The sequence below is a fragment of the Stenotrophomonas sp. S49 genome (assembly GCF_016624905.1).
Taxonomy (GTDB): domain Bacteria; phylum Pseudomonadota; class Gammaproteobacteria; order Xanthomonadales; family Xanthomonadaceae; genus Stenotrophomonas.
This window is the reverse complement of sequence record NZ_JACVUD010000012.1, coordinates 47926-74585: the sequence shown is the minus strand read 5'-3', so window position 1 is coordinate 74585 and position 26660 is coordinate 47926. Positions and strand designations below refer to the sequence as shown.

Genomic DNA, 26660 nt, shown 5'->3' with positions numbered 1-26660 from the left:
GGTGGGTTGCGCAGGGGCGCAGGCGCCATGGATGGCGCCTACGAGCTTACAAGGACGTACTTGCAGCGTCCCCTGCGCGGCCCACCCACCCGGCCGCCCCACGAATCCCGGCAGACGCGCGTCCACCCCGAGGGGCTTCGCCGTTGGCTGGATCTACGGATATCCCGGAAACGAGAACGCCCCGGCACGGGCCAGGGCGTCTTGGGAAAGCAGGGGTCAGAGCCCTTCTCCTTTGGAAAAGGGATCCGACCCCGGGCAGGGATCAGAACTCCTGCCAGTCGCCGTCGGCCAGTTCGGTGGCCATCGGGCGACCGCCGGTGCTGCGACGGGCCGGTGCAGCGGCTGCAACCGGTGCGGCCGGTGCTGCTGCACGCGGTGCCGGGGCGCGCGGGGCGGCCACGGCTTCGGCTTCGTCCAGCACGAAGATCGACACGGCCTCGCTCAGGTGGCCGGCCTGTTCTTCCATGGCACGGGCGGCAGCAGTGGCTTCTTCCACCAGCGCAGCATTCTGCTGGGTGGTTTCGTCCATCTGCACCACGGTCTGGTTGACCTGTTCGATGCCGGCGCTCTGCTCCTGTGAAGCGGCGGAAATCTCGGCCATGATGTCGGTCACGCGCTGCACGGAAGCCACGATCTCGCCCATGGTGGCGCCGGCCTTGTGGACCAGGGCCGAGCCGTCGTTGACCTTGCCGACCGAATCGTCGATCAGGCCCTTGATCTCCTTGGCGGCGGCAGCCGAGCGCTGGGCCAGGGTGCGCACTTCGCTGGCGACGACGGCGAAACCACGGCCCTGTTCGCCGGCACGTGCCGCTTCCACCGCAGCGTTCAGCGCCAGGATATTGGTCTGGAAGGCGATGCCATCGATCACGCTGATGATCTCGGCGATCTTCTTCGACGAGGCTTCGATGGCCGACATGGTGGTGACCACCTGGCCGACCACTTCGCCGCCCTGCGAGGCGACGCCGTGTGCACCGATGGCCAGCTGGTTGGCCTGGCGGGCGTGTTCGGCGTTCTGGCGCACGGTGGAGGTCAGTTCCTCCATCGACGCGGCGGTCTCTTCCAGGTTGGCGGCCTGCTGTTCGGTACGGCGCGACAGGTCGCTGTTGCCGGCGGCGATCTCGCCTGCGGCCGAATTGATCGCACGGCTGGACTGCTTGATGCGAGTGACGATCTCGCTTAGCTGCGCGGCGGTGGCGTTGGCGTCGTCACGCATGCGGGCAAACACGCCCTGGTAGTCGCCGTGCATGCGCACGGTCAGGTCACCCTGCGACAGCGCGGCCAGCAGGCCGGAAATCTGCTCGATGCTGCCGGCGTTGGCGTCCAGCAGGCCGTTGATCTGCTGGGCCAGCTGCAGGAAGAAACCTTCCTTGCCGTCGGCGTCGATGCGGCCGGACAGGTCGCCGGCGGCGGCCTGGGCGATCACGCGCGCCACTTCGGCTTCCACCTGCGATTCCTGGGTGCGGTCACGCCATTCCACCACGTAGCCGACGGTGTCGCCGTCTTCGTTGCGGATGGTCGACACCACCTGGGCGAACTGCGCCTCGCCGTACTGCATCGGGCGACGGGCCACGCCGTGCTGCTTCAGGTTGGCCAGCAGGGTGTGGTCCATTTCGCCGCGGTGTTCCAGCACGGTCACCGGCTTGCCGATCAGCGAGGCCTGGGCATCGAAGTCGGGCAGGTCGCGGCGCAGCTCGTCCTGGTACTGCGACAGGGTCTGCTGCAGGGCGCGGTTGCTGTAGACGATGGTGTTGTTCGGGTCGGTCAGGTACACGCCGGTGGAGCTGTAATCCAGGGCGGTACGGATACGCAGGTTCTCGCGGGCCACGGCGGCATCGGTCTCGATGCGCTCGCGCAGGTCGCGCTGCATGCGCTGCATGGCCTGCATCAGCTCGCCCACTTCGTCCTGGCGGCTGACATCGATATGGCCGTCGAGCTTGCCGCCGGCCACGTCGTTGGCGACCGAGACTGCACCGCGCACGCTGCCCACCAGGGCGCGGGCGAACAGCCAGACCAGGACCAGGCCCAGTGCGGCGCCACCCAGCAGGGCGACGACGGTCAGCACGGCCGAGGCCGAATAAGTGCTCGATGCCTCTTCGCGGGCGGCGCGGGCCAGACGGTTGTCTTCGGCAATCAGCGCTTCCAGCGAGGCGGTGGCCTTGCGGTGCTTGGTGCGGGTTTCGCCGACGAAGGTATCGATGGCGTCGTCCGGCAGGTCCAGTTCGAGCATTTCAGACACGCTGTCGTAGGAGGTCAGCGCGTCTTTCCAGTCGTTGGCGAACGTTTCGAACAGCTTCTTCTGCTGCGGGTTGTCGATCAGCCCGGGGTAGGTCTTGATCGCCTTGTCCAGGTTGGTGCGCAGCTCGGCCACGCGCGCATGGGCATCGGCCTTCACTTCGGCGCTGGCGCGTACCAGCTGCTGGTATTCGGAGTTGCGGATTTCGCCGATCATGCCGCGCATCTCGCCGGCCAGGCGGATGCTCTCCATGCGCGTGCCCGCCAGCTCGGTGGTGACATTGTTGAGCGAGTGCAGGCCGCGATAGGCGACGATGCCCTGGAGCAGCATCACCAGCAGGAGGACACCGAAGGTCAGCATCAGCTTCGGCATCAGTTTCAGATTGTTGATCCACGGCATGGGCGTTGCGATCTCCATAGGCAGACGCGCGCGGGCATCGGGCCCGCTTGCAGCAACCACGCCGACCGGCGGCCGGCGTGGCAGGACGGACAGCGGATTACTTGATGTTGGCCAGCTTCAGGCTGGACGGCGAGCTGACTTCGATTTCAGCGCGCGAGGCGTCGCGCTGGATCTTGCCGATCACGCAGACGGTCTTGCCTTCCAGCGATTCCAGCGGGAAGTTGAACTTGCCGCGGTTCTCGCCGGCGATGCGCGCCGAGAAGGTGTGGCGGGGGAAGGCGCCGCCCATGTACAGGAAGGTCGGCTGGCCTTCGGAACCTTCGGCGAAGCGGGCCTTTTCCACCTTGCCGCAGACCATGCCGTCCTTGCCGACCTGGCGCGGGGCCATTTCCGGCGGAATCATGTCGGCCGACTGGGCGAAGGCAGAAGCAGCAGTGGTGGCCAGCAGGGCAGCCGAAACGAGCACAAGCAGGGACTTCATCGAGGTGATTCTCCGGGGATGGTGTGGACAGTCGATCCGGGCTGATGCGCTCCTGCGCACCCGGCTCCTGTCCCCCTATCGGCAAGCTGACGGGGAACTGAAGGGGACATTGATCGAATTGTGAAAATCGACCGCCTGCTCAGGCGGCAGCGTCTTCCAGCAGGGCCGCCTGGCCCATGTCGGCGCTGTCGAGCAGGGTTTCGATGTCCAGCAGGATGAGCATGCGGTCGTCCTGGGTGCCGATGCCGGAAATGAAACGGGTGTCCACGGCGGCGCCGAATTCCGGGGTCGGGCGGATCTGCTCGGCGGCCAACGGAATGACGTCGGACACGCTGTCCACCACGATGCCGACCACGCGGTCTTCCACGTTCAGCACGATCATCACGGTGAAGGCGTCGTAGCGCGCGTTTTCCAGACGCAGCTTCAGGCGCAGGTCGATGACCGGCACGATGGTGCCGCGCAGGTTGATCACGCCCTTGATGTAATCCGGCGCGTCGGGCACGCGGGTGACCGCGTCGTAGCCCCGGATTTCCTGCACCTTGAGGATGTCAACGCCGTAGTGCTCGGCGCCGAGGGTGAAGCTGAGGAATTCGCCACCGGCGCTGGCGGTGGAGCTGGTCTTGTCGTTCATCGAGGGTCCTGGTTCGGCCGGTAGTCCCGGTGTCAGCCTCGATATCGGCCCCGCGGCGGGGGACTTTAGGTGGGGTTGGGCGCATCCACGCATGGCGTGGGAGCATCGGTAGCGCCGGGCCATGCCCGGCGGTGCATGGGTGATCCGCCGGGCATGGCCCGGCGCTACCGCACCCCTGCGGCGCTACAGCTCGCCGTTCTGGCGCGCTTTGCGCTGCCGGTCGATGCGGAAGATGTAGCGCTGGATGGCGCTGTCGCCGCCGCGCGGCAGGTCGTCGAAGCGCATGCCGATCCGCTTCAATTCGATGCCGTTGGGCTGGCGCTGCGGCAGCATGTTGCAGACCACCAGGCTGATCGGCAGGTCCGGGCCGTCGGGCATGGACAGGGTGGCGGCGTAGCGTTTCTGCAGGGTGAACAGCGCACAGTCGCTGGGCACGGTGATGGCCAGGCCGCCGCCGCTGATATCCACCACGCGCATCGACAGCGCGTCGGCACCAGCTTCACCGGCGGCCAGGCTCAGCTGCGGCGAGTCGGTGATGGGGGTCTCCAGACGGTACAGCTCGCGGCGCTGCAGGTGTACCAGCTCGTCGGGCAGGTGGGCGCGGAAGGCGACGTGGCCATCGTTGTCCACGCGCTCCAGGGCCTGCAGCCGGAACCGCACCAGCACCCGTTCCAGCTGGGCGAAGCACAGCAGGTGGTCGGCCTGTTCGGCGGCGCGGTTGGACGCCTCCTGCGGACTGCCGTCCAGCAGCAGGGTGTCCTCGTCCTCGTCGAGGTCGAGCAGGGCGGTGGGGAAGGAACGATCGCGCCCGTCGATATGGGCGTTGATCAGGGAGCGCTGGTCGATCAGCGAGCGCAGCAACTGGCGCAGCTGGCGGGGGTTGCGAACCAGGAACCGCTCGTCGGCGGCGTCGGCCGCGTGGGTGTCACTCAATGCAATGTCGTGGCCGTCGGACATGGAATCTTGGGTCTGGGGCGGGCGCCAGCGCGTGTTGGCGCGCGGCTTACTGGGGGTATCGGCCGCGCGCCGGAAATATGTAGCCCGACAAGCCCCATGCACCGCTCAGCCGGGCAGTCGGGACACCGGCCGTGGCCCACGCTCGACGCTGCGCAGGTGGCGGCCGCTGTCCAGATGGAAGCGTGCCACCGCCTGCGCCAGCACCGTGGCCTGCTCACCCATGCCCTGGGTGGCATGCGACGAGGCTTCCACCAGCGTGGCGTTCTGGCGGGTGTTGGCATCCATCTGCGCGATGCTCTGGTTGACCTGTTCGATGCCGGCGCTCTGTTCCTGCGAGGCGGCCGAGATCTCGCCCATGATGTCGGTCACCCGCTGCACCGAGGCGACGATCTCGCCCATGGTGTCGCCGGCGCGCCGCACCAGGGTGGAGCCTTCGTCGACCTTGCCGACCGAATCGTCGATCAGGCCCTTGATCTCCTTGGCCGCCGCTGCCGAGCGCTGGGCCAGGGTACGCACCTCGCTGGCCACCACCGCAAAGCCACGGCCCTGTTCGCCGGCACGCGCCGCTTCCACGGCGGCATTCAGGGCGAGGATGTTGGTCTGGAAGGCGATGCCATCGATGACCGAGATGATGTCGCCGATCTTTCGTGATGCGGCCTGGATCGCGCCCATGGTGCTGATCACCTGGCCCACCACGTCGCCGCCCTGGTGGGCGACGGCGGCGGCGCCGCTGGCCAGCTGGTTGGCCTGGCGTGCGTGCTCGGCATTCTGGCGCACGGTGGCAGTCAGCTCCTCCATCGTGGCGGCGGTCTCTTCCAGGCTGGCCGCCTGCTGTTCGGTGCGGTCGGCCAGGTGGCCGTTGCCGCGGGCCAGGTCGGCGGCGGCACCGGTCAGGCTGCCCGAGGCGGTCTGGATGCTGCCGACGATGGCGGTGAGCTGGGCGATGGTGGTGTTGGCATCATCGCGGATGCGGGCGTACACACCGTGGAAATCGCCCTGCATGTGCGCGGTCAGATCGCCGCGCGACAGCGCCGCCAGCAGCTGCGAGATCTGCTCGATGCTGTGCGCGTTGGCGTCCAGCAGGCTGTTCAGGCGCTGCGCCAGCTGCAGGAAGAAGCCGTCCTTGTCCGCAGTGCCCACGCGCTGGCTGAAGTCGCCCTGGGCGGCCGCTTCAACGATACGCCCCAGCTCTTCTTCCACCTGCAGTTCGCTGGTGCGGTCGGCCCATTCCACCACGAAGCCCTGGCGCTGGCCGTCGTCGCCGATGATCGGATTGATGATCAGGCGCATGCTGCGGCCGCCGACGCGGATCTGCGCGCGCCAGGTGCCGGTCAGCGTGTCCAGCAGCCGGGCCTGGTGGGCAGGATTGCGATGGAAGATGTCGATGCTCCGGCCAATCAGGTCGGCGGCATTGAACTGCGGCAGGTCGCGGCGCAGGTCCGCTTCGGCCGCGGCCAGCATGTGCTGCAGCGGGCGGTTCACGAACACGATGTTGCGGTCGCGGTCGGCGATCATCACGTGGGTGGTGACGTCGTCCAGCGCGGTGCGGATGCGCAGCGATTCGCGCGTGGTCTGCTGCTCGCTGGCGCGCCGCTGCAGCAGGCGGTCACCGGTCTGCACCAGTGCCGCCGCCAGCGAATCCGGCGGGAAACGGGCGTTCTGCAGGTGCTCGGGCACCGGCTGGTCTTCGGCCAGGCCGCGCGCCAGCTGTGCCAGCTGCTGCGGGTCGTGGCCCAGCAGCAGCAACTGACGGCGCATCTGCACGGCCATCAGGCTGAGCAGGCCGGCTTCAACCACTACGTACAGGGCGTGCAGGGCGAGGGTGCCCAGCCCGCTGCCGGCTGCAAACACCGGGTAGGGCAGGCCTTGCACCTGCAGTGCGTAGAACAGCACGTGATGGACGGCAATGGCGCCGGCGGCCACCACGATCGGCAGCCAGTCGCGGTAGTACAGCAGCAGCGCTATCAGTACGATCACCGTGAAGTGCGTTTCCAGCTGCCCGTGGGTCTGGTGGATGAGCGTGGCCGACAGCACCATCCAGGCCAGGGCCACGGTGCAGCGGCTGAGACGGGTGCCGGGCAGCCAGTAGACCTGCAGCGTGGTGACCAGCAGTGCCGGCAGCGCGACCCCCAGCCATGGCGCCCAGGCACCACTGCGTACGGCCAGCACCAGCGAGGCCAGCACCAGGCCGGCGGTGACGACCAGGAACAGGCGGTCGGCGGTGGTGGACAGTGCGCGCAGGAAGGGCAGCGATCCGGCGTGGACGGGCGTTGCCTGGGGGGCAGGGGATGCGTGCATGCACTACTCCTTGAGGCATGGGCATGGGGTGGCGAGGATCACGGCTGCCTGCGGCTGTGCCAGCAGATGGTTGACCAGGCGCGCGGCCGCAGGGCCGACGCCGCCGCAGCCAGGGTCGAGCCGGGCGGGGCCGGCATAGACAAGTTGCTGCTGGTGCAGGACCAGCCAATCGAACGGCAGGGCCAGGGCGCTGGTCTGCACCGCGCTGCCGCTGGGCAGTACATCGTGCCCATCGCAGGGGCAGCGGTCGGGCAGGCGCAACAACAGGGGGTGCTGGGCGCTGGCGGTCACCAGATCATGCGGCAGCTGCGCCAGCAGATCGGTGGCACGCCAGCGGGCGGGTTCAGGGGCCGCGGCGCGCGATTGCGTCCACAGCAGGGGCAGGGTCCAGCCCAGCCACAGCGAAAGCAGCAGCACCCCGGCCAGCGGGCGCCAGTCTCGAACCGGTTTCGCAGGGGCGGTGGGGCGGGCGGACATGGGCGTGCACGCGTTGGGCCGTAGTTCGTTAGCGGCCGGTGTGGCGTGAAGCTGAAGGGTGATCGCATCGCGGCGCCGGGGATTGCCCGGCGCCTTTTCCACGGGGAGGCCGAGCATGGCTCGGCTCTGCAACACCGGCGCCGGGCAAACCCCGGCGCCAGCCCTCAGAACTCCTGCCAATCACCCTCACCGGCCAGGGCCGGCTGCGGTGCCGCCTTGCGCGCACGCGGCGCGGCCACGACCGGTGCGCTGACCGCCTTGCGCGGCGCAGACACCGCCGGCGCCGCGACACGGACCGGTGCGCTGGACAGGCCCGGCGTGGCCAGGCGGAAGCGCGCCACCGCTTCGCCCAGCTGCGCGGCCTGGTCTTCCATGGCGCGGGCGGCAGCGGTGGCTTCTTCCACCAGCGCGGCGTTCTGCTGGGTGGTTTCGTCCATCTGCACCACAGTCTGGTTGACCTGCTCGATGCCGGCGCTCTGTTCCTGCGAGGCCGCGGAAATCTCGGCCATGATGTCGGTCACGCGCTGCACCGAGGCGACGATCTCGCCCATGGTCGCACCCGCCTGGTGCACCAGCGCCGAGCCTTCGTTGACCTTGCCGACCGAATCGTCGATCAGGCCCTTGATCTCCTTGGCGGCGGCAGCCGAGCGCTGGGCCAGGGTGCGCACTTCGCTGGCGACCACGGCGAAACCACGGCCCTGTTCGCCGGCACGTGCCGCTTCCACCGCAGCGTTCAGCGCCAGGATGTTGGTCTGGAAGGCGATGCCATCGATCACGCTGATGATCTCGGCGATCTTCTTAGACGAGGCTTCGATGGCCGACATGGTGGTGACCACCTGGCCGACCACTTCACCGCCCTGCGAGGCGACGCCGTGCGCGCCGATGGCCAGCTGGTTGGCCTGCCGGGCGTGCTCGGCGTTCTGGCGCACGGTGGAGGTCAGTTCCTCCATCGAGGCGGCGGTTTCTTCCAGGTTGGCGGCCTGCTGTTCGGTACGGCGCGACAGGTCGCTGTTGCCCGAGGCGATTTCGCCGGCGGCCAGGGTGATGCTGGAGGTGCTGGCCTGGATCTGGCCGACGATCTGGGTCAGCTGGGCGACGGTGGTGTTGGCATCGTCACGCATGCGGGCGAACACGCCGTTGAACTGGCCGTCCATGCGTGCGGTCAGGTCGCCTTCGGCGATGGCCTGCAGCAGGGTGGACAACTGGCCCAGGTTGCCGTCGGCCACCTGCATCATGGTGTTCAGGTTGTCGATCATGGCGCGGAAGTCATGCGCGAAGCGATCGGCGTCGCCGCGCTGGCTGAAATCGCCCGCGGCGGCAGCGCTGGCCAACTGCTGGATCTGCGTGTTGATGGCCAGCAGGCTGGACTTGGCCGCGTCCATGGCTTCGTGCAGGAAGGCGCGGGTGCCCGGCAGGCGGCGCGCATCTTCGGTCAGGTTGCCGGCGGCGTACTGGTTCAGCACGTCGATGGCATCGCGGATGGCATCCAGGTGTTCGAAGATGACGGTGTTGATGCCGCCGGCCAGCTGGCCGTACACGCCGGGGAAATCTTCCGGAATGCGATGACTGATATCCGGGCCGGCGTGCATCTGTGCCATCAGCTGGGTCTGTTCCGAGAAGCGCCGCAGCATGGCCGTCATCTCGCTGGTGGCGGCCAGCATGCGGCCGGCCTCGTCATTGCTGGTGGCCTGGGTGGTCACGCTCAGATCGCCGCGCGAAACTGCCTGGATCGCGTGCACGGCCTTGCCCAGCGGACCGGTGACGGCGCGCGAGATCACCACGGCCAGCGCCGCAGCGACCAGCGACAGCAGCACAATGCAGCTGATGATGGCGATGATGCTGTTGCGATGGGTGGCGTTGGCGGCATCGATCTTGCCCTGCATCTGCGTGCCGAGGAAGGCGCTCAATGCCTTGAGGTCGTCAAAGGCCTTGCGGCGCGCGGGTCTGGACTGTTCATCGGAGATCTGCTGCGCCAGCGCGCTGTCGCCCGCAGCGACGGCTGCACGCAACTTGCCATTGGCAACGAAGTACGCATCCACGTTGGCCTTCACTGGCGCAAACAGAGCGCGCTCCTTGTCGCCTGCCGGGATGACCGCATAGGCATCGAGCTGCTCATGTACGGTCCTGGCGGTGTCATCCATGCGCTTGTTGTAGTCAGCTACCTTGTCCGGCTGGTCGAGCATGGTCAGCAGGGCCATCTCATAAGTGCGGAACTCGCCCAGCAGTGAGCGTGTTTCACCCAGGTACTGCACCGAGGGAATATCGTTGGTGGCCATGGCGCGCAGTTGCGCGTTGGCCTCGGACAGGCGCATCAGGGCGAACACGCCCAGGATGACGGTCATCAGGGTGGTCAGGGTGAACCCCACCGCCAGCTTGCGGGCGATGGGCAGATCGTGGAACCACTTCATGCAGGGTGCTCCGGATGGGCAGGTGCCGGCGCGGGTGCGGCGGCGTAGGGGGTGGTTGCAGGAGGGAACGGTCGTGCCGGTGGGGGTTCGGTGAAAGCCGTCAAAGCGAGATAGCGGCGCTGCGCACGCGGACTTTATGGACGGATGTCACATTCGCTGGCGTAGGGGCGAGCGCGTGCAGGCCCTGTGGGGCAGGGGCCTTGGGGTGTTTGGATGGTTGCGGGGGAAACTACTGGGGCGACCGGTGTCACGGTTCCGGGGTCAGAGCCCTTTTCTGCGAAAAGGGATCTGACCCCGGGGATCTGACCCCGTAAACAGAACCGCCGCCCAGGTGGGCGGCGGTTGGGTGACGCACGGCGATGTGGGGGCGGTCAGGCGGCCTGCGGCATGCGCAGCGAGCGCACCAGGCCACCGATGTCCACGATCAGAGCCACCCGGCCATCGCCGAGGATGGTGGCGCCCGATACGCCGCCGATGCGGCGGTAGTTGTTCTCGATGTTCTTGACCACCACCTGCTGCTGGCCGACCAGTTCGTCCACTTCCAGCGCGATCTTCTGGCCATCGCCTTCCACCACCACCACCAGCGATTCGCTGTTGGCGCGGCGGTTGCCGTAGCCGTAGTACTCGGTGAGCGACAGGATGGGCAGGTATTCGCCGCGCACGCGCAGCACGCGGCCTTCGCCGGCCATGCTGCGGATGTCTTCGGGCTGCGGCTGCAGCGCTTCCAGCACGTAGGCCAGCGGCAGGATCAACGTTTCGCCGGCCACCGCCACGGTCATGCCGTCCAGGATCGCCAGGGTCAACGGCAGGCGGATCAACGTGCGGGTGCCGCTGCCCAGGCTGCTTTCGATCTGCACTTCGCCACCCAGCGCCTGGATGTTGCGGCGGACCACGTCCATGCCCACGCCGCGGCCGGACAGGTCGGTCACTGCATCGGCGGTGGAGAAACCGGGCTGGAAGATGAGATCCCAGACCTGCGAATCGGTGGGGTTGTCCGGCACGCTCAGGCCGCGCTCGTGGGCCTTGGCCAGGATCTTGTCGCGATTCAGGCCGCGGCCGTCGTCGCTGACTTCGATGACGATGTGGCCACCCTGGTGCGAAGCGGCCAGGGTGATGGTGCCGGTCTCGTCCTTGCCGGCGCCGCGACGCACGTCGGGCATTTCCAGGCCGTGGTCGATGGAGTTGCGCACCAGGTGGACCAGTGGGTCGGCGATCTTTTCGATCAGGCCCTTGTCCAGCTCGGTACCTTCGCCGATGGTGCGCAGGCGCACCTGCTTGCCCAGGCGGCTGGACAGATCGCGCACCAGGCGCGGGAAGCGGCGGAACACCGCGTCCACCGGCAGCATGCGCACGCCGATCACCGCTTCCTGCAGGTCGCGGGTATTGCGCTCAAGCTGGTCCAGGCCGGCGAAAAGACGCTCGGCATGCACCGGATCAATCGCATGCGACACCTGCTTGAGCATGGCCTGGGTGATGACCAGTTCGCCCACCAGGTTGATGAGGGCATCGACCTTGTCCACGCTGACGCGGATCGAGGTTTCCGCTTCGGCAGCGGCCGGCGTGGCTGCAGCGGCAGCAGCAGGTGGGGCTGCAGGTGCAGGTGAAGCGGCCGCCGTGGCGGCGGGTGCCGGCGGTGCCTGGGTGGCCAGGCTGGGCGGCGCGGCCGGTCGGATATCCAGTTCGCAGTCGTCCAGTACCCAGGCGAAGGTGTCTTCGATCTTGCTGCGCGGCACCTTGCCGACCAGGCCCAGGTCCCACGCCAGGTGGGCTTCCAGCGGATCCAGCTGGGCAAAGCCCGGCAGGCGATCCATGCGTGCGGCCACCTGCAGCGCGCCCAGGTGTTCCAGCTCGCGGATGATGCGCAGCGGATCGTTGCCGCTCATGAACAGCGACGGCGCCGGGGTAAAGCCGATCTGCCAGGCCTCGGGGGTGTCATCGACCGGTGTAGTCGCTGCCGCCGGGGCGCTGGCCGCGGCCTGCCCGGACAGCACCGCTTCCAGGCGTGCCTTCACTGCGGCCACCGACGCCGGGTCGGCGGCCTGGCCATGTTCGGCTTCACGCAGCAATGCGCGCAGCACGTCCACCGAGGACAGCATGGCGTCCACGGCGGTGGCTTCCAGGGCCCGCTTGCCGGCACGCAGCTCGTCGAGCAGCGTTTCCAGCACGTGGGTCAGGCCGGCAATGGTGTCAAAGCCGAAGGTGCCGGCGCCGCCCTTGATGGAATGGGCGGCACGGAACACCGAATTGATGATTTCCGGATCCTGCTGCCCCGATTCCAGGGCAAGCAGCCCGGCCTCCATGGCGTCGAGGCCTTCGCGGCTCTCCTCGAAGAAGGTGGCGTGGAAGCGTTGCAGGTCCATGCTCATGGCAGCGGTAATCCGGAAACGTGGGGAAGGGGCGGTTCAGTAGTGCCGGGCGATCAGCCCAGCACCTTCTGTACGGTGGCGACCAGCTGTTCGGGGTTGAACGGCTTGACCAGCCAGCCGGTAGCGCCGGCGGCCTTGCCTTCGGACTTCTTGTCCGCAGCCGATTCGGTGGTCAGCATCAGCATCGGGGTGAACTTGTAGTCCGGCAGCTGGCGCAGCTCACGGATCAGGCTGATGCCATCCATGTTCGGCATGTTGACGTCGGTGACCACCGCATTGAAGCGCTGGCCCTTGGCGCGGCCCAGGGCCACGGCGCCGTCTTCGGCTTCTTCGACGGAAAAACCGGCCGAGGTGAGGGCGAAGGAAACCATCTGGCGCATCGACGCCGAATCGTCCACCACCAAGATACGTGCGCTCATGCAGCGTTCTCCACAGATTTCAGGTTGTCATGGGGTACGTCCAGGCCCAAGGCCTGGGTGACGCCCAACAGGCGGGCGGCGTCACGGAAGGTTGCGGTGCAACCGTGGAAGCCGGTGTCCAGCCCGGCCTCGCGGCGGGCCTGCACGAAGGCGCACAGCACCTGCACGCTGGCGGTGTGGATGCGGCCGACCTGGCTTGCGTCCAGGGTCAGCTCGCCTGCTTCCGCCACCAGGGGCGAAAGGCGGTTCTTGAGCTCGGTGCTGCTCTCGATGCCGAGATCATCACCCAGTTCGACAGTGCTCATGATTGCTCCGGACAAACGGTTCCGAGATCCATAACGGCACACCGGCGGGGTTCTTTAGGATTGTTTCGGGGGGAGGGGTATCCACGCATGGCGTGGATCTACCGGGGCGATCGTTGCGTTGATCGCCCCGGGCACTGCCGGCGTGTAGATCCACGCCACGCGCGGATGATGTTCGGTAGATCCACGCCATGCGTGGATGGGCTTCACCCCAACAGACGGGTCGCGTCCAGCAGGATCATCGGCCGTTGGCCAATACGGGCTACGCCGCGGAACAGGTCGTTGGAGATCTGGCAGATACGCGCGGTGTCCGGCGGTTCAATCTGTGAATCGGTGAGGTTGGCCACGTCTTCCACGGCCGACACCCGCAGGCCCAGGATCTCGCCGTTTTCTTCCAGCACCACGATGCGCGTTTGCGCGTCGTCTTCGGCAGTGGTGGTGCCCAGGTGCAGGCCCAGGTCCATCACCGGCACCACCTGGCCGCGCAGGTTCATGATGCCCAGCATGGCGGCGGCGGTGCCGCGCAGGGGCAGCAGGGGCACGGGAAGCACCACTTCCTGCACCTTCAGCAGTTCCAGCGCGTAGGCTTGCACGCCGCAACGCAGGCGCAGCCAGCGCGAGGTACGTTCGCCGGCGCGGCGGGCCTGTGGGTGCGGGCTGCTGGCCGGCTGGTGGGCTTGCGATTGCAGTTCCTGCCAGCTGGACGGGCGCGCGCCTGCCGGGGCATTCACTGCCACGCGCGGCGGCGGGGCCACAGCGGCGCGGGCGACCGGGGCCGCTGCGACGGCCGCGGCGGACGGAAGAGCCGGCGCCACCGTGGCGGGGGCAGGCACGGCCACCGATTCACCTTCTGCCGCAGCTTCGAACGCGGCCTGCAGGGCAGGGCTGTCGATGTGGGCCAGGGCGTGGCTGTCGGCGCTGTCGGTTTCGTAGATCACTTCGTCCGGCAGGTCGTCCCAGGTGGGCTCGGGGCCGGCCGGCGCCGCGGCGGGTTCGGGCGCCGCTGCGCTCGCCGCGCGTGGCCCGGCGCTACCGACGGTGTCTTCGGTTTCGTAGATCACTTCGGCCGGCAGATCGTCCCAGGTCGGCTCGCGTTCGGGCGCGGCGACGGCCACGGCGTCGAAGGCGGCCTCCAGCGCTGCGCTGTCGGTCTGGGTGACAGCGGGAACGTCTTCGGTTTCGTAGACGACTTCGGCCGGCAGGTCGTCCCAGGTCGGTTCGCGTTCGGGTGCGGCGACGGCGGGCTCGGGCACCGCTGCGCTCGCCGGGCATGGCCTGGCGCTACCGTCGGTGTCTTCGGTTTCGTAGATCACTTCGGCCGGCAGATCGTCCCAGGTGGGCTCGCGTTCGGCGGCCACGGCCACGGCGACGGCAACCGGCGGCGGCGCCACGATGGCTTCGCCCAGCAGTTCGTCCAGATAGTCGTCCAGTACGCCGGTGGTGCTCATGCCGCCTGCTCCAGTGCGCGCTCGTCTTCGCCCAGGATCCAGTTCAGGGCGCGGCGGTACGCGGCCAGGCCGCGGCCCGGGTAGTCCTCGCCCACGCTGGGCAGGGTCAGCCCGGCGGCGTTGCTGATGCGGGTGTCCAGCGGGATGGCGTCTTCCCACACGCGGCCGACGTGACGGTCCTGCATGCTGCGCAGCGATTCGTTGCCGGCGCGGGTGCGGCGGTCGAACAGGGTCGGCAGGATCGAGATCGGCAGCGGGCGGCGGCGCGAGCGCTCGACCATTTCACCGGTGCGCACCATGCCGTCCAGGCCGTGCAGCGCCAGCGGTTCGGCCTGGGTGGGAATGATCAGGCGATCGGCCGCTGCCAGTGCGTTGATCATCAGCAGGCCCAGGGTGGGCGCGCAGTCCAGCAGAATATAATCGTGCTGGCCCTGGTGGCGGGCCAGCGCGTTCTGCAGGGCCAGGCCCAGGCCGGGCTGGTTGGCGCTGCGGCGTTCCAGCGTGGCCAGCGAGGCCTGCGCGCAGACGTAGTCCAGGCCGGTGATCGGGCTGGGGTGGCTGAGCGTTGCCAGATCGGCCGGCGGTGCGCCGAACAGTTCCAGTACCCCGGCAGGCGCCGGCTCGACCGGCACGCCGAAGGCGCGGGTGAGCGAGGCGTGCGGATCCAGATCGATCAGCAGGACCCGGTGGCCGAGTGCGGCCAGGCCGCGACCGAGGGCGAGGGTGGTGGTGGTCTTGCCGACACCGCCCTTCTGGTTGGCGACTGCCCAGATGCGCATCGGATTACTCCTTCATTGCAGGGGGAACGGCGGCGCCGACATGGCTGCCTGCCGACACCGGCGGCAACTGCACCGGTGCAAGGGGGGAAGGGGGCGCTGTACGCGCGGTTGCGGCAGCGGCGGTGCTGGCCGCAGGTGCGGCGGCATCGGTCTGGCCAGTGGCGGCGTTCAGGCGCTCACCCAGCGGGTCCACCGCGTGGCTGGTGTCAGCCAGGATGATGACCATCACCCGGCGGTTGCGGTTGCGGCCCTGGGCGCTGTCGTTGGCATCGCGCGGGCGGAACTGGCCGTAGCCGACCATGGCCAGGCGCGAAGGCTGCACACCCTGGTCGGCGAACAGATGGACCACGCTGGCGGCGCGACCGGCCGACAGTTCCCAGTTCGACGGGAAGGTGGCGGTGGCAATCGGAATATTGTCGGTGTGGCCTTCCACGCGCACGCTGTTCGGCACATCGCGCAGCACCTCGGCCAGGCTGGCCAGGGTCTGCCGCGCATGCACGTCCAGTGCCGCCGAACCGGTGGGGAACAGGATGTCACTGTTGATCTCGACCTCGATCCACAGTTCGGTACGGCGCACGCTGATCATGCCGCGGTCGATCAGCGGCGACAGTGCGGCGGTCAGGCGGTCGGCGATGCTGTTGAGTTGGCGCTCGGCACGGGCGATCTGTTCCTGGTTGTGCACCGACACCGGCATGCGCATCTGCGAGGCCATCGACGGCAGCAGGGTGGGGTCGTGCGAAGGCGCCGGCGCGGACGGGCCGATCTTGGTGCCGGACTTGATGACCGAGGGGCTGTCCCAGCCGCCGCCCTGCACCTGCTTGTTGCCCACCTGCACCGGATTGATGGTGCGCGGGGCGCCGCCGAACGCATCGGTAAGCGCATCGGCCATGATGCGGTACTTGCCCTCGTTCACCGAGGAAATGGCGTACATCACGACGAAGAACGCCAGCAGCAACGTCATCAGATCGGCATAGGGGATCGCCCATGCTTCATGGTTGGCGTGCTCTTCGTGGTGCTTGCGGCGGGCCATGTCAGTGCAGGAAGCCGGAAAGGTTGGTTTCGATGTTGCGCGGGTTCTCGCCCTGGGCAATCGAGATCAGGCCTTCGATCACCATTTCGCGGTCGCGCGAGTTGTGGGCGATCACGCCCTTCAGCTTGGCTGCGATGGGCAGGAACAGCAGGTTGGCCGAAGCGATGCCGTAGATGGTGGCGGTGAACGCGGCGGCGATGCCGTGGCCCAGTTTGCTGGGGTCGGCCAGGTTCTTCATGACGGCGATCAGCCCCAGCACGGCACCGATGATGCCCAGCGTGGGCGCATAGATGCCCATGGCTTCGAACACCTTGGCGCCGGCCTGGTCCTGGTGCTCCTGGCTGCCCAGTTCGATTTCCAGCATGTGCCGGATCGATTCGGGCTCCACGCCGTCCACCAGCAGCTGCAGGCCCTTGCGCAGGAACGGATCGCGCTGTGCTTCCACCTGCGATTCCAGGCCCAGCAGGCCCTGGCGGCGGGCGATGTTGCTCCATTCCACGATCTGCTGGATCAGTTCGCGACGGTCGCTGTGCGGCGGGCGCACGACCCAGCGCACGATCTTGAAGGCGTGCTTGAACACGGCCGGGGCGGTGTGCAGCAGGATGGCCGCCACGGTACCGACGATCACGATCACGAAGGCGGCCGGCGACCACAGCGAGGCCAGGCCGGCGCCCTTCAGGATGCTGCCGCCGACCAGTGAGGCCAGGGCAAGGAAAAGTCCAATGAGGCTGAGTCTATCCATGGGTCCGGTATCGGCGTGTGTGAATGGGACTTGAGACACCGGTGGCGCGTGTACAGACGGTAGTCACAGTTTTCGGGGTGCCGGGCTGGGGCCGGCCGGATTCATCTCAGCCCGTCCACGTCCAGGATCAGGGCCATGCGGCCATCGCCGATCAGCGTTGCCCCGGCATAGCCACGCAGGCCGCGCAGCGCCTTCGGCAGCGGCTTGATCACCACTTCTTCGCGGCCGCGCACCTGGTCCACCACCAGCCCGAAGCGGGCTTCGCCGGCCTGCAGCACCACGATGGTCAGCAGGCTGGAGGCAGCCGGGGTGACATCCAGCCACTGCCGCAGATCGATCAGCGGCAGGGTGTGCGAACGACGGTCGAGCACGGCGCGGCCATCGAACCAGCCCAGCGAGGTGCGCGGTGCGTGCAGCACCTCCATCACGCGGGCCAGCGGCAGGGCGTAGACATCTTCGCCGGCCTGCACCAGCAGGGTCGGCAGGATGGCCAGGGTGAGCGGCACGCGGATCAGGAAGCGGCTGCCGCGACCCAGTTCGGACTGGATCTGGATCTGTCCGCTCAGTTCGCGGATGCGCGACTGCACCACGTCCATGCCCACGCCGCGGCCGGAAATGTCGGTGACCTGCTGCTTGGTGGAGAACCCAGGCAGGAACACCAGGTGCAGGCATTCCTCGCTGCTCAGGCGGGCGGCGGCTTCCGGATCGATCAGGCCCTTCTCGCGTGCCTTGGCGCGCAGCTTTTCCGGGTCGATTCCGGCGCCGTCGTCCTGCACTTCAATGCTGACGTAGTCGCCTTCCTGCTGTGCCGACAGGCGAACATGGCCCATGCGCGGCTTGCCCTGTGCTTCGCGCAGGTCCGGCATTTCCACGCCATGGTCGATGGCGTTGCGCACCAGGTGCACCAGCGGATCGGCCAGCGCTTCCACCAGATTGCGGTCCAGTTCGGTTTCGGCGCCGATCAGTTCCAGATCGACTTCCTTCTTCAGCGAACGGGCCACATCGCGGGCCACCTTGGGGAAGCGCGAGAACACCTTGCCGACCGGCTGCATGCGGGTGCGCATGACCGCCGACTGCAGGCGCGCGGTGGCGATATCCAGGGTGGACACCGCACGGTCCAGCTCTTCATCGCGCAGGCGGGTGCGCAGGGTCTTCAGGCGGTTTCGTGACAGCACCAGCTCGCCGATCAGGTTGACGATGGCGTCCAGGCGCTTGGTGTCCACGCGCACGGTGTGCTCGGCTTCGGCCAGCGGCTTGGCAGCGGCGGGCTTGGCCGGCGCAGCGGCGGGTGCCGCCGTCGGGCGCGGTGCCGGGGCGGGCGCTGCAGCCACCGGCTTGCTGCCGGGTGCGGCGCCGCCATGCAGCTGGTCCAGCAACGCTTCGAATTCGTCTTCGCTGATCAGGCCATCGTCGGCCTTCTTCGCCGGGGCCACAGCGGTGGGCGCGCCGCCGCCGTGCAACTGGTCCAGCAGCGCTTCGAACTCGTCGTCGGTGATCAGGTCGCTGCCGCCGGCAGCCGGTGCCGCCGCCGTGCTGGCACTGGCCGCGGGTGCGGCGCCGCCATGCACGTCGAACTGGGCGATCAGTTCCGGCGGGGCGTAGCCTGGTTCGGTGCCGGATGAAACGGCGTCGAGCATGGACTGCAGGTAATCCAGCGACTGCTGCGCCGCGTCGAAATGGTGCGACTGCAGCACGGCCTGGCCGGCACGGGCTGAACCCAGTGCTTCTTCGGCGGCGTGGCACAGCTCGACCATGGCGGTGATGCCGAGGAAGCCGGCGCCGCCCTTCAGCGTGTGGTAGCCGCGGAACACGGCATTGAGCTGTTCGCTGTCCTGCGGTGCCTGTTCCAGCGACACCAGCTGTTCGCCCAGGCGATCGAGGATCTCCTGTGCTTCGATGATGAAATCGGCAGTGATGTCGTCGGCAACCGCGCTCATGCTTACAGCCCCAGGTCCGACAACAGGTCGTCGGCGTCGTTCTGCGAGACCGCGTGGCGGTCCAGTCCCTTCAGTGCCGGCCCGGCCAGTTCCGGGTCGGTGCGATGCTGTTCCGGCGGCAGGCCGAGCGCGCCGAAGCCTTCGTGCACGCGGCGGACGATGCCGACCACGCGACGGATGATCTGCCCGGTCAGGTCCTGGTAGCTCTGGGTCAGGGCGATCTCGGTCAGGTTGTGGCGGATGCGCTCCAGCTGCACGTCCTGGCCGGGCTGCAGGCCATCGGCGCGCAGCTGTTCGGTCAGGGCGCGGCATTCTTCGGCCAGGTCCAGGGTGCGGTGGGTGGCCTGTTCGGTCATGGCCACCACGTGGTCCAGGCGCGCGCAGGCGTCATCCAGCTCGCCGGCTTCGTCGGGCACGGTCGGCAGCTCGCCCAGGGCCTGGCCCAGTTCACGGGCCAGCCGCGAAAGGCCGCTCATCATCGGCTGGGTGCGTGCGGCTACCAGGCTGTCGATGCGCTGCCGCCAGGCGCTCTCATCGCCTGCTTCCAGTGCATCCAGTGCTTCCTGCAGGCGCAGGGCCAGGGCGCTCTTGTCGACCGTGGTATCCATCAGGCGCTGGCCGCCAGGCGTTCGAAGATCTTGCCCAGCTTCTCTTCCAGCGTCTGCGCAGTGAACGGCTTGATGATGTAGCCGTTCACCCCGTTCTGTGCCGCTTCGATGATCTGCTCGCGCTTGGCTTCGGCGGTGACCATCAGCACCGGCAGGGTCTTCAGCTTGGCGTCGGCGCGGATGGCCTTGAGCAGTTCGATGCCGGTCATGACCGGCATGTTCCAGTCGGTCACCACGAAATCGAAGGGCTGGCTCTGCAGCAGTGACAACGCAGCATGCCCGTCCTCGGCTTCGGCGGTATTGGTGAAGCCCAGATCGCCCAGCAGGTTCTTGACGATGCGACGCATGGTCGAAAAGTCGTCAACGATCAGGATGCGCATGTTCTTGTTCAAAGCAGAGTTCCTTTGTTGTTCAATTCTCGAGGCCGGCGTCGGCCGCCTCGAAGACTTTCAGTCGGCCACGCAGGCGCAGCACTGCCTGGCCATGGATCTGGCAGACCCGCGATTCGCTCACGCCGAGCACCGCGCCGATCTCTTTCAGGTTCAGTTCCTGCTCGTAGTAGAGCGAGAGCACCAGCTGTTCGCGTTCGGGCAGGTGGCCGATGGCCTTGCCCAGCTCGCGCCCGAATTCGCCGCGCTCCAGCACCTGCTGCGGGGTGGGCCCGCCCTGGGCGATGGTGTCCAGCTCGCCCTGGTCTTCGATGCGCGATTCCAGGCTCAGCACCTGGCCGCGCGAGGCGTCTTCCATCAGGCGCAGGTAGTCGGGCAGTGGCATTTCCATGGCCGCGGCCACTTCGGTGGCGCTGGCGGCGCGGCCGCTGCTCTGTTCCAGACGGCGGATGGTGGCGGCGGCATCGCGGGCGCGGCGGTGTACCGAGCGCGGCACCCAGTCGCCACGGCGGATCTCGTCGATCATCGAGCCGCGGATGCGGATCGAGGCATAGGTTTCAAACGAAGCGCCCTGGTCGGCGTCGTAGCTGCGCGAGGCTTCGATCAGGCCCATCATGCCGGCCTGGATCAGGTCGTCCACTTCCACGCTGGCCGGCAGGCGCGCGGCCAAGTGATGGGCGATGCGCCGCACCAGGTCCGAGTGCTGCACGATCACATCGGTGGCCGAGGCGCGCTGCACCTCTTTGTACTGGGCTGCGCCTTTCATGCGGTCACCCCGCGCTGCTTCAGGATGCGTTCCAGGAAGAATTCAACGCCACCGCGCGGCTCGGTCGGGGCCTGCCAGCGCGCGGTGCGGCGGGCGATCTCGGTGATCGCCAGCGCAGCCGGGCTGGACGGGTAGGCCTTCACCACCGGCTGCTGGCGCTGCACCGACAGGCGCAGCCAGTCATCCTGCGGCACGCAGCCCAGGTAGTTCAGCGAGACATCGGCCAGGAACTTCTCGCAGACGCGGGTGAGCTTTTCATACAGCACGCGGCCTTCGTTGGGGTCGCGCACCATGTTGGCCACCACCTGGATGCGGTCCACCCCACGTTCGCGCGACAGCACCTTGATCAGTGCGTAGGCGTCGGTGATCGAGGCCGGCTCATCGCAGACCACCACCACGGTGTCCTGCGCGGCCTGGCAGAAGGTCAGCACGCCGTCGTTGATGCCGGCGGCGGTGTCCACCACCATGATGTCCAGGTCCCGTTCCAGTTCGGAGAACACGTTGACCAGGCCCACGTGCTCGGCCGGGGCCAGTTCGGCCATGTGCCGGCGGCCCGACGCGGCCGGGACCACCAGCACGCCGTTGGGGCCTTCGATGATGACATCGTCCAGCGAGCAGCGGCCGGCCACCAGATCGGCCAGGGTGAAGGTTGGGTTCAGGCCCAGGATCACGTCGATGTTGGCCAGGCCCAGGTCGGCGTCCAGCAACAGGGTGCGCTTGCCCATGCCCGCCAGCGCCACGGCCAGGTTGGCCGACACGTTGGTCTTGCCCACGCCGCCCTTGCCGCCGGTCACCGCAATGGTGCGCACAGGGCCCAGCGGCTCGCTGCGGGTGGCCGTCAGCGGGAAGGTGGTGGTCAGCTTGGCGTACTCACGCGACGGCATGGTTCAACTCCGGGTTGCAGGGCATATCGGCCGCTCGGCGCAAATCTTCAAGGCGAAGTACAAGATTGGCTGCAGATGCACGGTGCAGGTCGTCCGGCACGTCCTGGCCATCGGTCACCCAGGTGATCGGCAGCTGGTGGTCCACGGCCACTGACAGGGCGTTGCCGAAGCGGCCGGTCTCGTCCAGCTTGCTCAGCACCAGGCCCTGCAGGTTGGCCGCGCCGAAGCGGCGGACCACCTCGTCCATGTCGCCGAAGCTGGTGTTGGCCGGCAGCACCAGCAGGGTGCGGACCTGGCGGGCGGCGCGCAGCCACTGCAGCTGGGCGGCCAGCGCGCGGTCGCGCGGGCCCAGGCCGGCGGTGTCGATCAGCACCAGCTTGTAGTCCTTCAGGCGTTCCAGCAGCTGGTCCAGGTCGGTGCCGCTGTTGGCTTCGTGCACCGCGATGCCGAGCTGGCGGCCGTAGCCGTACAGCTGTTCACGGGCGCCCACGCGCAGGGTGTCGGTGGTGACCAGGGCCACATCGCGGGCGGCGTGGCTTTCGGCGAAGCGCGAGGCCAGCTTGGCGATGGTGGTGGTCTTGCCGGCGCCGGTGGGGCCGACCAGGGCGATCACACCGCCTTCTTCCAGCGGATCGACCGGGGCGATCGGCAGCTTGCGCGAGATCAGCCCCAGCATCAGGCCGCGGCCACGGTGGGCCTCGGTCTCGGCCGGAATCTGCATCGCCACGTCGCGGGCCAGGCCGGCATCGAAGCCGTACTCGTCCATCAGGTCCAGCGCCGCACCGCGCACCGCGTTGCCACGCAGGCGCTCATCGGTGAAGCGGTTCATCTCGCGCTCGATCACCTGGCGCATGCCGGCCACTTCCTGGCGCAGCTGGCGGATCTCGGCGTCATCCTGGGCCACCACGGTCACCACCGGCGCCGGCATCAGCTGCGGGGCGGGCTCGGGCTCCGGCGCGGCTTCGGCCAGTACCGGGGTCGGCTGCTCGGCGGTCACCGCCGGGTCGGCGGCGATCACGGCGGCGGTCGGCGCTTCGGCCGCTACCGGCAGCGGCGGCGGCAGGGCGGCAGTGTCCTGCGCTTCGTCGTGCGGCGGATCGATCAGGAAGCGGGCGCGGTTGATCGGGGCCGGCGCGGCGGGCGCAGCAGCCGGTGGCGGCGGGGCCACGATGGCACCAGCGAACGGGGCGAAGATCTGTTCCGGCAGTGCCGGTTCGTTGACGCTGGCGCGGGCCAGGGTGTCGGCGAAGCCGGTGCTGCCGCGGGTCGGCACGATCTCGTCGGCGCTGTCCAGGGTGCGGCCGGTGGCACCGACGGCGGCGCGGGCCAGGGCGGCCACGGCCGAGGTGGTGGCCGCGATCGGTTCCGGCGCCAGGGTGGCGCTGCGGCGGCGGGTGACCGCGGCGATGACGGCATCGGCGGCGGTGCGCGGCTTCGGTGCCGGCGGCGGCGCGACATCGCGGCGCGAGGCATCCAGTGCGCGCTGCACCACGCCTTCGTCGTAATGGGCGGCGGCCACGATTTCGATGCCTTCTTCGATCCGGCGGTTGGACAGGATCACGGCATCGGGCCCGTGTTCCTTGCGCACCAGGTTCATGGCCGAGCGCATGTCGGCGGCGACGAAGCGTTTGATTTTCATGCTGTGATCACGGGTCGAAGACGGCGGATTGGCGGTCGGAGAACGCGGGTGGTCGGTGGTCTGCACGGTTCGGGTTCCCCTTGGAATCTGTCGGTTGCTGCAAGTGAAGAGTGGTGTCTGTTTTCTGGCGCTGCGGTGGGCGGCGTCAGCTGATCGTTCCGACCAGCTTCAGGCGCTTGTCCTCCGGCACCTCGCTGTAGGCCAGGACCGACAGCGAGGGAACGCTGTGGCGGACCAGGCGGGCCAGCGCGGCGCGCACCGGGCCCGGTACCAGCACAACCGCGGGCTCGTTGCGGGCTTCCTGCTTGCTGACACATTCGGCCAGGCTCTGGTGCAGTCGCTCAGCGAGTCCGGGTTCCAGCGCGGCGCCGTTGCCCTGCGTGGACTCCTGCAAGACACGTTCCAATTGCGGGTTGAGGGTGAACACCGGCAGCTCCGCCGACATTCCGGCGATCTCCTGCACGATGAAGCGGCCCAGCGCGTTGCGCACGGCAGCGGTGAGGGTGGCCGGGTCCTGGCTGGACGGGGCGTGCTCGACCAGCGCTTCGGCGATCTTGCGCAGCTGGCGGATCGGAATGCGTTCGATCAGCAGGTTCTGCAGCACGCGCACCACCGCCGACAGCGGCAGCGCCTTGGGCGTCAGATCTTCGACGAGCTTGGGCGCGCTCTTGCCCAGGTTCGCCAGCAGGTGCTGCACTTCTTCGTGGCCCAGCAGTTCCGGCGCGTGCTCGCGGATCAGGTGCGACAGATGGGTGGCGACCACGGTGGCCGGGTCGACCACGGTGTAGCCCAGGGTTTCGGCCTGTGCGCGCTGGTGCGGCTGGATCCAGGTGGCATCCAGGCCGAAGGCGGGGTCCTTGCCGGCAATGCCATCCAGCGGGCCCAGCGCACTGCCCGGGTCCAGCGCCAGTTCGCGGTCGGGGTGGATTTCGGCGGTGGCCACCGGCACGCCGTGCACCAGCACGCGGTAGGCGTTGGCGGCCAGTTCCAGGTTGTCGCGGATATGCACCGAGGGAATCAGGAAGCCCACGTCCTGGGTCAGCTTGCGGCGCACGCCCTTGATGCGCGCCATCAGTTCGCCGCCCTGGTTGCTGTCCACAAGTGGAATCAGGCGATATCCCACTTCCAGACCCAGCGGATCGACCGGGCGCAGTTCGTCCCAGCTCAGTTCGGCGGTCGGTGCCGGCGCGGCGGGGCGGCCCAGCGCGTTCACCGGGCCGTTCTCGCCGGCCTTGGCGGCTGCATCGTCGGCCGGCAGCTGGGTCTTGCGGTACAGCTTCCAGGCAATGAAGCCGAGGATCGCGGCCAGCGTCAGGAAAGCGACGTTGGGCATGCCCGGCACCAGGCCGACCAGGCCGATGATGCCGGCGGTGATGGCCAGCGCGCGGTACTGGCCGAACACCTGGCCGGTCATGGCCTGGGCCATGTCCTGCGAACGCGAGGCGCGGGTGACCAGCATGGCCACGGCGCTGGATACCAGCAGGGCCGGCAGCTGCGCCACCAGGCCGTCACCGATGGACAGCAGGGTGTAGGTGGCCGCCGCTTCACCGAACGGCATGCCATGTTGCAGCACGCCCACGGCCAGGCCGCCCAGCATGTTGATGAACAGGATCAGGATGCCGGCGATCGCATCGCCGCGGATAAACTTGCTGGCGCCGTCCATCGCACCGTAGAAGTCGGCTTCCTCGCGCACTTCCTCGCGGCGTGCCTTGGCCTCTTCACGCGTCAGCAAACCGGCGTTCAGATCGGCGTCGATGGCCATCTGCTTGCCGGGCATGGCGTCCAGGATGAAGCGGGCGGTCACTTCCGAAACGCGGCCGGCACCCTTGGTGATGACCACGAAATTGATGATGGTCAGGATCGCGAAGACCACGATGCCGACCGCGTAGTTGCCGCCGATGACGAACTCGCCGAAGGCGGCGATCACCTTGCCGGCTGCTTCGTGGCCGTTCTGGCCGTTGAGCAGGATCACGCGGGTGGAGGCCACGTTCAGCGCCAGGCGGAGCATGGTGGTGACCAGCAGCACGATGGGGAAGATGGTGAAATCCAGCGGGCGCTTCACGTAGACCACCGCCAGCAGCACCATCAGCGAGATGGCGATGTTGAAGGTGAACAGCGCATCGAGCACCGGGGCGGCTAGCGGCACCACCACCATGGCCAGCAGGGCCAGCACGATCAGCGGCGCGCCAAGACCCTGGCGGATCATGTCGAGCACGCGGCGGCTGTTGAAACCAGAGGTCTGGGCGTTCATGGGCGGCCTCCAGTGCCGAATTCATCCACGTCGATGTGGGGAGTGGACGGCATCGGGCCGGTCCGCCAGCTGCGCAGCTGGTAGACGTAGGACAGCACCTGGGCGACGGCTGAATACAGTCTCACGGGAATTTCCTTGCCGAGTTGACCCTCCCGATACAAGGCGCGTGCCAAAGGCGGGGCCGAGACGATGGCCACCTTGTTGCCGTCGGCCACTTCACGGATGCGCAGGGCGGTTTCGTCCACGCCCAGGGCGACCACGGTGGGGGCACTCATGCGGCTGCCTTCGTACTTCAGGGCCACCGCGTAGTGGGTGGGGTTGACCACCACCACGTCAGCGGTGGGCACCGCTTCCATCATGCGACGGTTGGCCATCTGCTGCTGCAGCTGGCGGATGCGCCCCTTCACTTCGGGGCTGCCTTCGCTTTCCTTCATTTCCCGGCGCAGCTCTTCACGGGTCATCTTCAGCTTGCGCATCCAGTTCCAGCGCTGGTAAGGCGCATCGATGGCGCCCAGCAGCAGCATGGCGCCGGCGGTGGCCAGCAGCAGCTTCAGGGTGAACGCCAGACCGTGGCCGATGGCCGATTCCAGCGGCTGGTGCAGCAGCCCGCGCAGGGCATCGAAGCTGCTGGCAAAGACCATGGCGGCCGCGGCGCCGACAAAGCCCACGCGCAGCAGCGACTTGGTGAACTCGGCCACGGCCTCGGCACCCCACATGCGCTTCAGGCCGGCGATCGGGCTGAGCCGTTTGGGGTCGGGCATCAGCGATTTGTTCGACCAGCGCAGCCCACCCATTACCAGCGGGGACAGGAAGCTGGCCAGGAAGCAGACCACCAGCAGCGGCCAGCAGGCCAGGATCAGGCGCAGGAACAGCCACCCGAAGTGGCCGAACAGGGCTTGCGGGTTCTGCCACAGGGCCGGTTCGGGGCTGAGCGCGGCGCGCATCCAGGCATGGCCGCCGGCGGCAATGGAGCTGCTGGTGGCCATGATGGCGATGACTGCCGCGCCGAACACCGCCACGGTGGCCAGCTCGCGCGAACGCGGGATGTTGCCATGTTCACGGGCGTCGCGCAGGCGTTTTTCTGTTGGCTGTTCGGTTTTTTCGCCTGCGTCTTCGTTTTCGGACATCGCGGTGCACTACGGCGGGGAGTGCCGGGGTGCGTGCAAGAACTGTTCCGTGACGGTAGAGCAGTGCCAACCAAGGTTGGCACCTACCA

General features: G+C 68.1%; 22 protein-coding genes. All 22 read right to left on the bottom strand.

Annotated elements, in window-relative coordinates; translation table 11 throughout:
* Positions 1-262: 262 nt before the first annotated feature.
* The 22 genes from IAE58_RS04690 to flhB all read right to left on the bottom strand — a co-directional run bounded on the left by IAE58_RS04690 (position 263) and on the right by flhB (position 26571).
* On the bottom strand, positions 263-2632 hold the full coding sequence (locus IAE58_RS04690) for a methyl-accepting chemotaxis protein (RefSeq protein ID WP_199933392.1): 2370 nt from the start codon (positions 2630-2632) through the stop codon (positions 263-265).
* Positions 2633-2729: 97 nt separating this feature from the next.
* On the bottom strand, positions 2730-3113 hold the full coding sequence (locus tag IAE58_RS04685) for a hypothetical protein (protein WP_199933393.1): 384 nt from the start codon (positions 3111-3113) through the stop codon (positions 2730-2732).
* A 139-nt stretch (positions 3114-3252) separates the two neighbouring features.
* Entirely contained in the window at positions 3253-3744 is a 492-nt protein-coding gene (locus IAE58_RS04680) for a chemotaxis protein CheW (protein ID WP_108749534.1), read from the bottom strand.
* Positions 3745-3927: 183 nt separating this feature from the next.
* Positions 3928-4701, bottom strand: a complete 774-nt coding sequence (locus IAE58_RS04675; protein WP_199933394.1) for a flagellar brake protein — start codon at positions 4699-4701, stop codon at positions 3928-3930.
* Between the two features lie 105 nt (positions 4702-4806).
* Positions 4807-6999: a methyl-accepting chemotaxis protein gene (locus tag IAE58_RS04670; protein ID WP_199933395.1), complete on the bottom strand. Its 2193-nt coding sequence runs from the start codon at positions 6997-6999 to the stop codon at positions 4807-4809.
* A gap of 3 nt (positions 7000-7002) precedes the next feature.
* Positions 7003-7476, bottom strand: coding sequence for a hypothetical protein (locus tag IAE58_RS04665; RefSeq protein ID WP_199933396.1), 474 nt, complete (start codon positions 7474-7476; stop codon positions 7003-7005).
* Positions 7477-7640: 164 nt separating this feature from the next.
* The gene (locus IAE58_RS04660) at positions 7641-9884 is read right to left on the bottom strand and encodes a methyl-accepting chemotaxis protein (RefSeq protein WP_199933397.1); all 2244 of its coding nucleotides are present in this window, start codon (positions 9882-9884) and stop codon (positions 7641-7643) included.
* A 371-nt stretch (positions 9885-10255) separates the two neighbouring features.
* Positions 10256-12250, bottom strand: a complete 1995-nt coding sequence (locus tag IAE58_RS04655) for a chemotaxis protein CheA (protein ID WP_199933398.1) — start codon at positions 12248-12250, stop codon at positions 10256-10258.
* Positions 12251-12303: 53 nt separating this feature from the next.
* Positions 12304-12669, bottom strand: coding sequence for a response regulator (locus tag IAE58_RS04650; RefSeq protein ID WP_038688521.1), 366 nt, complete (start codon positions 12667-12669; stop codon positions 12304-12306).
* Entirely contained in the window at positions 12666-12974 is a 309-nt protein-coding gene (locus tag IAE58_RS04645; protein WP_108749540.1) for an STAS domain-containing protein, read from the bottom strand. Before IAE58_RS04645 ends, IAE58_RS04650 begins: the two co-directional genes overlap by 4 nt.
* Before the next feature lie 203 nt (positions 12975-13177).
* Positions 13178-14419, bottom strand: a complete 1242-nt coding sequence (locus tag IAE58_RS04640) for a chemotaxis protein CheW (protein ID WP_199933399.1) — start codon at positions 14417-14419, stop codon at positions 13178-13180.
* Positions 14416-15198, bottom strand: a complete 783-nt coding sequence (locus IAE58_RS04635; protein ID WP_108753019.1) for a ParA family protein — start codon at positions 15196-15198, stop codon at positions 14416-14418. Before IAE58_RS04635 ends, IAE58_RS04640 begins: the two co-directional genes overlap by 4 nt.
* Positions 15199-15202: 4 nt before the next feature.
* Entirely contained in the window at positions 15203-16228 is a 1026-nt protein-coding gene (gene motD, locus IAE58_RS04630; protein ID WP_199933400.1) for a flagellar motor protein MotD, read from the bottom strand.
* A gap of 1 nt (position 16229) precedes the next feature.
* Positions 16230-16970 (bottom strand): flagellar motor protein, encoded by a 741-nt coding sequence (locus IAE58_RS04625; protein ID WP_108749544.1) that lies wholly within the window; start codon positions 16968-16970, stop codon positions 16230-16232.
* 101 nt (positions 16971-17071) lie between these two features.
* Positions 17072-18907 (bottom strand): chemotaxis protein CheA, encoded by a 1836-nt coding sequence (locus tag IAE58_RS04620; RefSeq protein WP_199933401.1) that lies wholly within the window; start codon positions 18905-18907, stop codon positions 17072-17074.
* Between the two features lie 2 nt (positions 18908-18909).
* A complete protein-coding gene (locus IAE58_RS04615; RefSeq protein ID WP_108749546.1) occupies positions 18910-19515 on the bottom strand; it encodes a protein phosphatase CheZ in 606 nt (201 codons plus the stop codon).
* On the bottom strand, positions 19515-19907 hold the full coding sequence (cheY, locus tag IAE58_RS04610) for a chemotaxis response regulator CheY (RefSeq protein WP_005413247.1): 393 nt from the start codon (positions 19905-19907) through the stop codon (positions 19515-19517). Before cheY ends, IAE58_RS04615 begins: the two co-directional genes overlap by 1 nt.
* 19 nt (positions 19908-19926) lie before the next feature.
* Positions 19927-20670 carry an RNA polymerase sigma factor FliA gene (locus tag IAE58_RS04605; RefSeq protein WP_108749547.1) on the bottom strand — a complete coding sequence of 248 codons (744 nt, stop codon included), beginning with the start codon at positions 20668-20670 and terminating at the stop codon, positions 19927-19929.
* Positions 20667-21554, bottom strand: a complete 888-nt coding sequence (locus IAE58_RS04600) for a P-loop NTPase (protein WP_108753023.1) — start codon at positions 21552-21554, stop codon at positions 20667-20669. Before IAE58_RS04600 ends, IAE58_RS04605 begins: the two co-directional genes overlap by 4 nt.
* Entirely contained in the window at positions 21541-23193 is a 1653-nt protein-coding gene (gene flhF / locus IAE58_RS04595) for a flagellar biosynthesis protein FlhF (protein ID WP_199933402.1), read from the bottom strand. The genes IAE58_RS04600 and flhF overlap by 14 nt, the downstream gene beginning before the upstream one ends.
* A gap of 145 nt (positions 23194-23338) precedes the next feature.
* Complete coding sequence (gene flhA, locus IAE58_RS04590; RefSeq protein WP_199933403.1) at positions 23339-25444, bottom strand: flagellar biosynthesis protein FlhA; 2106 nt, start codon at positions 25442-25444, stop codon at positions 23339-23341.
* Positions 25441-26571, bottom strand: coding sequence for a flagellar biosynthesis protein FlhB (gene flhB, locus IAE58_RS04585; RefSeq protein WP_199933404.1), 1131 nt, complete (start codon positions 26569-26571; stop codon positions 25441-25443). The genes flhA and flhB overlap by 4 nt, the downstream gene beginning before the upstream one ends.
* Positions 26572-26660: the final 89 nt, after the last annotated feature.